General features: G+C 75.2%; 2 protein-coding genes. Both read right to left on the reverse strand.

Features of this window, described 5'->3' with window-relative positions:
• Positions 1–1747, reverse strand: a 1747-nt coding sequence (locus DVH02_RS10940) for a type I polyketide synthase (RefSeq protein ID WP_456113490.1), incomplete at its 3' end; no start/stop codon positions are given.
• 529 nt (positions 1748–2276) lie between these two features.
• The coding region (locus DVH02_RS10945) for a type I polyketide synthase (protein WP_114623587.1) at positions 2277–11813 on the reverse strand (9537 nt) is incomplete at its 5' end.

An 11813-nucleotide genomic window follows, 5' to 3' on the forward strand; every position in this document is an offset into this window, starting at 1 on the left:
CACCCTGCCCCGAGAACAGGAAGGCCAGCCGTGAGTCTCCGCGGTCGCGGCCGACGATCACGTCCGGTGAAGTGATGCCGTGCGCGAAGGCGTTGAGGGTCTCGGTGAGGTCGCGGCCGTTCTCGGTGAGGACCACGGCCCGGTGCTCGAAGTGCGTGCGCGTTGTCGCGAGGGACAGGCCCGCGCGGCCCGGGACGACGTCGGAGTCGCGGTCGGCGAAGGTCGCCAGAGCGCGGGCCTGGGAGCGCAGAGCCTCCTCGGTCCGGCCGGAGAGCGGCCAGGCGACCGGCGCCGCGGGCGCCGGGGCGGCGTGCGGGGGTGCCGGGGGCTCCGTGACCGGGGCCTGCTCCAGGATGACGTGTGCGTTGGTGCCGCTCACTCCGAACGAGGAGACACCCGCTACGCGGGGGCGCCCCGTGTCGGGCCAGGTCCGCCGCTCGGTGAGAGGACGTACGTCCCCCGCCGACCAGTCCACGTGCGACGACGGCTCGTCGACGTGCAACGTCGCGGGCAGCACACCGCGCCGCAGCGCCTCCACCATCTTGATCACACCCGCCACACCCGCGGCCGCCTGCGTGTGGCCGATGTTCGACTTCACCGACCCCAACCACAACGGACTGCCGTCCGCACGCCCCTGCCCGTACGTCGCCAGCAACGCCTGCGCCTCGATCGGGTCACCGAGCTTCGTCCCCGTACCGTGCGCCTCCACCGCGTCCACATCCGCCGCCGAGAGACCCGCCGCCGCCAGCGCGGCACGGATCACCCGCTGCTGCGAAGGGCCGTTCGGCGCGGTCAGACCGTTCGACGCGCCGTCCTGGTTGACCGCCGAGCCCCGCACGACCGCCAGCACCCGATGGCCCCGCGCCACCGCGTCGGACAGCCGGGCCACCAGGAGAACACCCACTCCCTCCCCCCAGCCGGCACCGTCCGCGCTCTCGCTGAACGCCTTGCACCGCCCGTCACCCGCCAGACCACCCTGACGGTCGAACTCGGCGAAGACATCGGGGGTGGACATCACGGTGACGCCGCCCGCGAGGGCGAAGTCGCACTCGCCCGCCCGCAGCGCCTGCGCCGCGAGGTGCAGGGCCACCAGGGAGGACGAGCACGCCGTGTCGACCGTCACCGCCGGGCCCTCCAGCCCCAGCACGTACGACACCCGCCCCGAGACGACGCTGGCGGCGTTGCCGGTCAGCAGGTGGCCCTCGATGCCTTCCGGCAGCTCGTCGGCCGAGACGGCGCCGTAGTTCTGGTTGCTGCATCCGACGAACACCCCGGTGCGGCTGCCTCGCAGGGAGGTGGGCTCGATACCGGCGCGCTCCAGCGCCTCCCAGGACGTTTCCAGTACGAGGCGCTGCTGCGGGTCCATCGCCAGGGCCTCGCGGGGTGACACCCCGAAGAATCCGGCGTCGAAGTCGGTCGCCGTGCTGACGAATCCGCCCTGCCCGCCCGCGAATCCGCGCTGCCCTGCGGCGGCCGGGGATGCGTCACCGGCCGTCTCCCACCCGCGGTCCGAGGGGAACGGCCCGATGGCGTCGGTACCGGCCTCGACCAGGTCCCACAGCTCTTCGGGGCCGGTGACGTCACCGGGAAAGCGGCAGGCCATGCCGATGACGGCGATCGGCTCGGTCGCCGCCCGGGTGAGTTCGTCGTTGTGCCGGCGCAGACGCTTGTTCTCGGTCAGGGAGGCGCGCAGGGCGGCGACCACCCGCTCTTCGGAGGTGGGCATGGGTGTACTCCACTGATTCATGGCCCGTTCGCGGGCGGACGGGAAGTCGTGGCCGTGGGGCGGCGGGTCGGTGTTTCAGGGGCGCGGGCACCCGGAGGCGCGTGTTTCGAAAGTCCGCGCCGCGCGACCGCACACACCCGACGCCGCGAGCCCCGCCCTTCGGGCGGACGGCGCTACTTTCCGCAACACGCCCTCCGGGCCGGTCGAACAAGTGGGGCGACGTCCACGGCGCCGGTCCTGGGCGGCCTGGCCAGGGTGCTCAGGGGGTCGCTGGAGACACGGGTCACGGGTGAGGAAGTCGCACTGCCTGTCCTCGCTCACGGCATATGTCCCCCTTCGCCGGCCGGCCGGATGAGGGCGGCCGGGCCGCCCGGTGTCCTCGCGGTGGCAGGGCCCGGCGCTGCCGTGGCCGGGCCTGCCCCCTGGGCAGATTATGGGAAGCCATTCGCCCCTTTCGGGCCATGGGCGAGGGGCTCTAAGAGAACTTCTAGCGTTGCCGGGGGCCGCCGTCGTCCGGGGCGGCGGCCCCCTGGCGTGCGGTGGGCTCCGGTCAGACGCCCCGGGCGATGAGCCAGTCGTCGGTGACCCCGGCGGTGGAGCGGGCGTGGTCCTCCATCACCGAGAAATGGTTGCCGGGGACGTCGAGGACGGTGTGGGCCCGGTGCCAGGAGGTCTGCCACTCCTCGGGGCGCATCTCCTCACCGGGTGCCGCGGGAATCGGGGGCTCGCTGCTGCGCACCAGCAGCACGGGGCACTCCAGGGGGCCCGGCTCCCACTCCCCGACCATCGCGATGTACCAGCTCATCGCGGTGAGCCGGTCCGAGTCCATGTGCGCGAACATGGACTCCCGTTCGAACATGCCGGTCAGCATCTGCTGCGAGAAGCGCAGGAACGGGGAGTCGACGCGCGGCATATAGGTGTCGAGCAGGACGACGGCGGCCGGTGTGAGGCCGCGCTCCTGCATCCGCCGGGCGGCGGACAGGGCGAGGATGCCGCCGGAGGACGAGCCGAGCAGCACGGGCGGGGTGTCCCCCACGGTGCGGTGTACGGCTTCGGCGTGCAGTTCGGCGATGGCGTCGTGGGTGGCCGGCAGCGGCTCTCCGGTGCCGAACCCCTGGGTCGGCAGAGCCCATACGTCGCGTCGGCCCCGGAAGGCGGAGGCGAACCGGGCGTACTGGTGGACTCCGGCGAGAGCGACGTACGAGCTGAAACACACCAGCGGTGCGGCGGTGTCGCCGGCCGCGAGCCGGATGGCCCCGGGCAGGCCGGGCAGTTCGTCCGGCGAGGTGAAGGTGGGGCGCAGTCCCGCCACCGCCTGGAGCAGGCTGAAGCCCTCGTCGACGCGGCCGTCGAGGCACGCCTGCTTGAACAGGCCCCCGATGGTGTCCGCGACGCGGATCTCGGGTGTGGCCGCGGCAGGCTGCCGCCCGCCGGTGTCCTGGGCCGCTCCCTCAGCGATCCTGCCGTGCAGATGGGCGGCGAGGGCTTCGGGGGTGGCGTGGTCGAAGAGCAGGGTCGGGGTCAGCTTCAGCCCGGTGGCGGTGGCGAGGTGGTTGCGCAGCTCGACCACGGTGAGGGAGTCGAAGCCCTGCTCGGTGAAGAGCCGGTCGGGCTCCACCTCGTCCGCGCTCGCGTGTCCGAGCACGGTGGCACCGAGGTCGCGTACCAGGCCGAGCAGCAGGGCGCGGCCTTCCTCGGGGGTGCGTCCGGCCAGCAGGGACGGGACGGACACTTCGGCCGCGGCGGCCGCGGCCCTGCGCCGTGCCGTCGCGGGTGCCGGTCGCAGCATCGACCGGACTCCGGCGCGGCCCGAGCCGGTGGCGAGGGCGATCACGGCGGGATCGGTGGTGGCGAGGGCGTCGTCGAGGAGGGCGAGGGCGTCCTCGGTGGCCAGCGGCCGCATGCCGCCGCGGGCCATGCGCCCGCGGTCCGCCCGGGACAGACCGGCGGTCATGCCGCTGTCGTCGTTCCACAGCCCCCAGGCGACGGAGGCCGCGGGCAGGCCGAGCGAGTGCCTGAGGGCGGCCAGGCCGTCGAGGAAGGCGTTCGCCGCCGCGTAGTTGGCCTGGCCGAGAGCGCCGAAGGTACCCGCGACCGAGGAGAACAGCAGGAACACGGCCGGGTGGTGGGCGGCCGCCGTGGCCTGGTGCAGGTTCCAGGCGCCGTCCGCCTTCGGGCGCAGTACCGAGTCGAAGCGGGTGCCGTCGAGCGCGGTGAGGACGGCGTCGTCGGTGACGCCTGCCGCGTGGATCACGCCGGTCAGCGGCGCGTCGGCGGGCAGTCGGCCCAACAGCCGCTCGACCTCGGCGCGTTCGGCGACGTCACACGCCTCCAGCCGGACTCGGGCGCCCAGAGCGGTCAGTTCGGCGACGAGCGCGTCCGCGCCGTCGGCGGCGGGTCCGCGCCGTCCGGTGAGCAGCAGGGAGCGTACGCCGTGCCGGGTGACGAGATGGCGTGCGACGGCCCGGCCGAGGGTGCCGGTGGCGCCGGTGACGAGCACCGTGCCCGCGGCGAGGTCCGGCGTGGCGCCCGTGGTGGCGGGTGCGGCGTCGGGGTGCAGAACCCGTCCGGCGCGTACCGCGCTGTGCGGGAGACCGGAGGCGAACGCGGCGAACAGCGCGGCCGGGTCGCCGTCCTCGGTGGCGCCGGACAGGTCCACCAGCTGGAAGCGGCCGGGGTGTTCGGCCTGTCCGGCGCGGACCAGACCCCACAGGGCGGCGCCGGTCACGTCCGGCGCGACCGCGCCGGGGGATCCGGTGTCCTGCCCCGCGGTCACCGCGGAGCGGGTCACGAACACGAGCCGGGAGTCGGCGTAGCGTTCGTCGGCGAGCCAGTCGCACATCAGCTCGTGGGTGCGGGTCAGATGGCCGCGGACGGCCTCGGGCATGCCGTGGCCGTCGGGGAGTCGCGCGTCGGGAGCGACGATGACCGCTTCGGGCATGTTCATGCCGGTGTCGACCGCCTTGCCCAGGGCTTCGAGGTCGGCGTAGGTCTCCAGGTGTGCCCCGGCCGCGTCGAGGACGTCGGCCACCCGGTCGTCGCCCTCGCCGAGGACGATCCAGCGCGCCGTGCGCACGGCGCGCGGCTCGGGGGCCGGGAGGCTCTCCCGCCAGTCCAGGGAGAGCAGTTCGGTCCGGCCCGGTGCGTCGGCCGCGACGGCGGACGCCGCGCGCAGGGTGATCGCGTCGGCGGTGGCGACGGCCCGGCCCGCCGTGTCGGTGACCAGGACCCGGTAGCCGTGTTCGTGGTCGGCCGGGCTCAGGCGTACCCGGAGCGCCGTCGCCCCGGTGGCGTGGACGGTCAGTCCGGTCCAGGCGAACGGCAGCATGGGCGTGGCCGCCGTGTCGTCGTCGCGTCGGCCGGGCCGCCCCAGCAGGAGCGCCTGTACGGCCGCGTCGAGCAGCGCCGGATGCAGTACGTGCCGGGCGGCGGCCTCCCGGTACGGCTCCGGCAGCGCGACGTCGGCGTACCGCTCGTCGCCGCGCTCCCATACGGTGCCCAGGCCCTGGAAGCTGGGCCCGTACGCGAAGCCGGCGGCGGCGAAGTCCTCGTAGGGCGCCGTCTCGGAGACGACGACCGCTCCCGGCGGAGGCCACGCGGTCAGGTCGTCGGCCGGTGCGGACGTCGGCTGCGGGGCGAGGGTGCCCTGGGCGTGCCGCTGCCAGTCCTCGTCGCCCGCTTCGGCCCGTGACCACACGGCGAAGGCGCGGCGCCCGTGGTCGTCGGGCGCGTCGACGGTGACCTGGAGGTGGGCCGCGCCGTCGGCGGGCACGACGAGCGGGGTGAGCAGGGTCAGCTCGCTCAGGTGGCCGCAGCCGGTACGGTCCCCGACGTGTACGGCGAGGTCGAGGTAGCCGGTGGCGGGGAGAATGACCTGGCCGAGGACGGTGTGGTCGGCGAGCCAGGGGTGCTCGCGCAGGGACAGCCGTCCGGTGAACAGCAGGTCGTCCGAGCCCGCGCGGGCGACCTCGGCGGCGAGGAACGGGTGCTCGGCCGCGCGCAGTCCGGCGGCCACCGGGTCACCGGCCGGTGCCGCGGTCGGCAGCCAGAACCGCTGCCGCTGGAAGGCGTAGGTGGGCAGCCCCGTGGTGGTGCGGGCGCCGGGCAGGAGCGCCGCCCAGTCGGGGGAGACGCCGTGCGCGAACAGTGTGCCCACCGCCCTGAGCAGGCAGTCCGTCTCGGTCTTGTCCCGCAGGACGGCGGCCACCAGGACCGGCTCGTCCGTGACGGGGGGCTCGGCGGCGGACAGGGCCGACTCGGCGAGCACGGTGAGCGGGCCGTCCGGTCCGACCTCCAGGAAGCGGCGGGCGCCGGAGGCGTACAGCTGGGTCACGCAGTCGTGGAAGCGGACGGGTTCGCGCACATGGCGCACCCAGTACTCGGCGTCGGTGAGCTGTCCCGTGCTCGCGGTCCTGCCGGTCAGGCCGGAGACGACGGGCAGTGCGGGCTCGTGGTAGGAGACGGCGGCGGCGACGGCCCTGAAGTCGTCGAGCACGGGATCCATCAGCGGCGAGTGGAAGGCGTGGCTGACCCGGAGCCCGGTGGTGCGCCGGCCGGCCGCCGAGAAGTGTTCGCGGATCCGGGCGACGGCCTTCTCCGTTCCGGAGATCACCGTCGCGGCAGGGCCGTTGAGGGCGGCGATGCCGACCTCGTGCCCGGCTCCGGCGAGCAGCGGCAGCACCTCGTCCTCGGCGGCCCGGATCGATGCCATCGCGCCGCCGGGCGGGAGGGCCTGCATGAGGCGGCCCCGGGCGGCGACCAGCGCGCAGGCGTCGTCGAGGGAGAACACACCGGCGACGTGGGCGGCGGCGATCTCGCCGATGGAGTGGCCCGCGACGAAGTCCGGGCGCACCCCCCACGACTCCAGCAGCCGGAAGAGGGCCACTTCGAAGGCGAACAGCGCGGGCTGCGCGTGCTCGGTCCGGTTCAGGAGGTCGGCGTCGTCGCTGTCCAGTGCCGCGCGCAGTGCGGGGACACGTTCGCACACGGCGTCGAAGGCCCGCGCGAACACCGGGTACGCGGCGGACAGTTCGCGGCCCATGCCCGGACGCTGGGCGCCCTGCCCGGTGAACAGGAAGGCGGTACGGCCGCTGCTCCGGGCGGTGCCGGTGACCGTGCCGGACCGTGCGGGGAGGTCCTGGGCGAGCGCCGTCAGCTGAGCGGTGAGCCCCGCGCGGTCGGCCCCGACGAGAACGGCACGGTGGGTGAAGGGTGTCCGGGTGGTCGCCAACGCCGACGCGGTCGCGGCGAGGGGGATCTCGGGGTGCCGGGTCACGTGGTCGAGGAGTCGGGCGGCCTGGGCGCGCAGGGCGTCCTGGCCCCGGCCCGTGACGACCCATGGAACGTACGCGCCGCCCGCATCCGCGTCCGCCGCGACGGGCACCGCTCCGGCCCCCGGCTCACCGGCGCCGGGCGCCTCGGCGCCGGGCCCATCGGCACGGGACAGACCGGTGACGTCCTCCAGGATGACATGCGCGTTGGTGCCGCTGATGCCGAAGGACGACACGCCCGCACGCCGCGGACGCTCCCCCGCGGAAGGCCACTCCCGCGCCTCCCTCAGCAGCTGCACCCCGCCGACCGACCAGTCCACATGCGACGACGGCTCGTCCACATGCAACGTCGCGGGCAGCACACCGCGCCCCATCGCGAGCACCATCTTCATCACACCGGCCACACCGGCACCCGCCTGCGTGTGGCCCACGTTCGACTTCACCGATCCGAGCCACAACGGGCGGTCCGCCGCACGCTCCTGCCCGTAGGTCGCCAGCAGCGCCTGCGCCTCGATCGGGTCACCGAGCCTGGTGCCCGTACCGTGCGCCTCCACCGCGTCCACATCGGCACCCGACAGACCCGCCGCCGCCAGCGCGGCGCGGATCACGCGCTGCTGGGAGGGGCCGTTCGGCGCCGTCAGACCGTTCGAGGCGCCGTCCTGGTTCACCGCCGAGCCCGCGACCACGGCCAGCACCGGATGTCCCAGACGCCGCGCGTCCGAGAGCCGCTCCACCAGCAGCAGACCGCCGCCCTCGGAGAACCCCGTGCCGTCCGCGGCCTCGGCGAACGCCTTGCACCGGCCGTCCGCCGCCAGCCCCCGCTGACGGCTGAAGTCCACGAACAGGCCGGGCGTCGACATCACCGTGACGCCCCCGGCCAGCGCGAGGTCGCACTCCCCCGCGCGCAGGGCCTGCGCCGCGAGGTGCAGGGCCACCAGGGAGGAGGAGCAGGCGGTGTCGACGGTGACGGCCGGGCCCTCAAGACCGAACGTGTAGGACACGCGGCCCGACAGGACGCTGGCGGAGTTGCCCGTGACCAGGTGGGCGCCGACATCGGTGCCCGGCGCGAGCGGGCGGGAGGTGTAGTCCTGGAAGTTGGTGCCGGCGAACACACCGGTCCTGCTGCCGCGCAACGACCCCGGATCGATCCCCGCGCGCTCGAACGTCTCCCACGCCACCTCCAGCAGCAGCCGCTGCTGCGGATCCATGGCGAGCGCCTCGCGGGGCGAGATGTTGAAGACGCCCGGGTCGAAGTCGGCGAAGCCGTCGAGGAAACCACCGGTGAGCGTGGAGGTACGGCCCGGCGCGCCGGGTTCGGGGTCGTACAGTCCGGCCAGGTCCCAGTCCCGGTCCTCCGGGAAGGGGCCCATGGTGTCGGTACCGTCGGCGAGGAGCCGCCAGAACCCCTCCGGGGTGTCCGCCCCACCGGGGAACCGGCAGGCCATGCCGACGATCACGACCGGGTCCTCGGCCGTGTCCCGGCGGGTGACGGCGACGGAGCCGCCGGAGGAGGCGGGTCCGGCCGGGGCGAGCTGCTCCGCGAGGTGGTCGGCCAGGGCCGCGGGGGTGGGGTAGTCGTAGACGAGGGTGGCGGACAGCGGCATGCCGGTCGCCTCGCCGAGGGTGTTGCGCAGCTCGACGGCGGTGAGGGAGTCGAAGCCGAGTTCCCTGAAGGCGCGGGCGGGTTCGACGTCGTCGGGGCTGGGATGGTTGAGCACGTACGCGATGTGTCCGCGGACCAGATCGAGCAGCGCGCGGCGGCGGTCGGCCTCCCCGAGGGCGGCGACCGTGGCCATCAGGTCGTTCTCGTCGCCGTCGGCGGCGGCCGGGGCGGCGGGGCGCCGGGCGCGCAGCCCCTCCAGCTCGGGGAGTTCGGCGTACAGACGGCGCGGGCGGCCCTTGTCGAGTTCGGCCCCGAACGACTCCCAGTCGATATCGGTGACGACGAGCGTGGTGTCGTCCTGGTCGAGGGCGTCCTGGAGGGCGGTGACGGCGACGGCGGGGTCCATGAGGCGCACGCCGTGGCGCTGGAGGCGCTCGCCGACCGTACCGGCGGCCATGCCGCCACCGGCCCAGCCGCTCCACGCGACCGCCGTGGCGGGTAGGCCCCGGGAGCGGCGGTCCTCGGCGAGGGCGTCGAGGTAGGCGTTCCCGGGGGCGTAGTTGCCGTGTCCCGGGCTGCCGAAGACGCCGGAGGAGGCGGAGAACAGCACGAACGCGGAGAGGTCGAGGCCACGGGTGGCGGCGTCGAGGTTGAGCGCGCCGCCGACCTTGACCCGCAGCGTCGCGGCGAGGCGTTCGGGGGTGAGTGAGCCGATGACACCGTCGTCGAGGACCGCGGCGGTGTGGAAGACGGCGGTGAGGGGGCGGTCCTCGGGAATGGTGGCCAGGAGTCCGGCGAGGTCGGCGGGGTCGGCGATGTCGCGGGCGACGAGTTCGGCGTGGGTTCCGGCGGCGCTCAATTCGGCGAGCAGCTCGGCGGCGCCTTCCGCGTCCGGGCCGGAGCGGCTGACGAGGAGGAGGTGCGGGGCTCCCGCGCGGGCGAGCCAGCGCGCGACGTGGCGGCCGAGGGCGCCGGTGCCGCCGGTGACGAGGACGGTGCCCTCCGGGCGCCACTGGCGGCGGCCGGGCAGTCCGCCGAGGGCGGCGCGCTCCAGTCGGCGGCCGAGGACGCCGGTGGCGCGCACGGCGACCTGGTCCTCGTGGTCGGTGCGGGCGAGGACGGCGACGACGCGGTCGGCGGCGCGGGCGTCGAGCTGGTCGGGCAGGTCGATCAGGCCGCCCCAGCGGTCGGCCTGTTCCAGGGCGACGACCCGGCCGAAGCCCCAGACGAGGGCCTGGGCCGGGGTCGGCGGTGCGCTGTCGGAGCGGGTGGTGACGGCGCCGCGGGTGAGGAACCACACGGGCAGCCGGGTCCCCAGGTCGTCCAGCGTCCGCATGAGGGCGACGGTGGCGGCGAACCCGTTGTGCAGCAGGGGGTGCCGGGGGTGCGGGCGGTCGTCGAGGGCGAGCAGCGACAGCACGCCGCGGGCCCCGTCGGTCGCTCCGGCCGGCGCGGCGCTCAGCGCGGCCGCCAGGTCGGCGCGGTCGAGGTGGCCGTCGACGATCACGGGAACGCAGTCGGCGCCCGCGCGGGCCAGGGCGGCCCGGACGGCGGTGGCCTCGGGGCCGTTCTCGTGGCCGCGCGGTACGACGAGGGTCCAGCGGCCGGTGGGGGCCGGGGACGCGGTGTCCCGCAGCGGGTGCCAGGTGATGCGGTAGCGCCAGCGGTCGGCGGTGGCACGGTCGTTGCCGCGCCGCCGGTAGTCGGCGAGGGCGGGGGCCAGGGTGGCGACCGCGTGTTCGTCGAGGCCGAGCGCCTCGGCGAGTGTGGTCAGGTCGTCGGACTCGACGGCCCGCCAGAACGGGGCGTCCGCCGTCTCGGCGGCCCGGGTGGTCGCGGCGGCGGTGAACCCGGGCCAGTAGCGGCGGCGCTGGAAGGCGTAGACGGGCAGGTCGACGCGGTGCGCGGGTTCGTCGTGGACCGCGTTCCAGTCCACGGATCCGCCGCGGACGGCGAGCCCGGCCACGGACGTGAGGAAGCGTCCGGTCCCGTCCTCGGAGCGGCGCAGGGTGCCGAGGACGGCGCCGTCGGTGATGCCGAGGTCGTCGAGGATGTCGCCGACGGCCGTGGTGACCACGGGGTGCGGCCCCACCTCGACGAAGACACGCTCTCCGGCGTCGGCGAGGGCGCGCACCGTGTCCTCGAAGCGGACGGGGCGGCGGACGTTGTCGTACCAGTGGGCGGCGTCGAGCGTGGTGGTGTCCTCGACGCGTGTCCCGGTGACGGTGGAGTGGAAGGGGATCTCGGCGGGGCGCGGGCGCACCGGGGCGAATCCGGCGAGCAGGGCGTCGCGGACCTCTTCGACCCGGGGGGAGTGGGAGGCGAACTGGATCGGGACGCGGCGGGCCCGGACTCCGTCGTCGGTGAGGCGGGCCAGCAGTGCGGCCAGCGGCTCGGCGTCCCCGGAGACGGTGACGGACCGGGGGCCGTTGACGCCGCCCACGGTGATCCGGCCGTCGTAGGGGGCGATGAGGCGCTCGACCTCGGCGAGCGGCAGGGGTACGGCGATCATGCCGCCGCGCCCGGCGAGGGGGGTGAGCGCGCGGGCGCGGGCGACGACGATCCGGGCCGCGTCCTGGAGCGTGAGCACGCCCGCGATGTGCGCGGCGGCGATCTCGCCCTGGCTCTGTCCCACGACGGCGGCGGGGCGGACCCCGCAGGCCATCCAGTGGCGGGCGAGGGCGACGCAGACGACGAACAGGGTGGGCTGGACGACGTCGAGACGTTCCAGCGGCGGGGCGCCGGGGGCGCCGCGCAGGACGTCCAGGACGCGGTAGTCGATGAACTCCTCGACGGCGGCGGCGGCTTCGTCGAAGGAGGCGCGGAACCGGGCGTCGTGGGTGTGGAGTTCGGTGGCCATGCCCTCCCACTGCGGCCCGTGGCCGGGGAAGAGGAAGACCGGGTCGCCCTCGGTGTCGGCGACGCCGCGTACCACGGCGGGGTCGGGGGTTCCGTCGGCCAGGGCGGTCAGGCCGCGCAGGAGTACGGCGTGGTCGGGGGCGACGACGACGGCGCGGTGTTCGAGGGCGGAGCGGGTGGCCGCGAGGGACCAGGCGAGGTCGGCGGGGCGTGGCGCGTCGCCGGGAGCGGTGCGCAGGCGGGCGGCGAGCCGCAGCGCCTGGTCGCGCAGGGCGGCGGCGCTGCGGCCGGAGACGGTGAAGGCGCGCGGGCGGGGGGTGTCGTCCGTCCCGGGTGCGGTGGGGGCGTCCCGCTC

Origin of the sequence: Streptomyces corynorhini, from assembly GCF_003346515.1 — a bacterium.
Taxonomy (GTDB): Bacteria; Actinomycetota; Actinomycetes; order Streptomycetales; family Streptomycetaceae; genus Streptomyces; species Streptomyces corynorhini.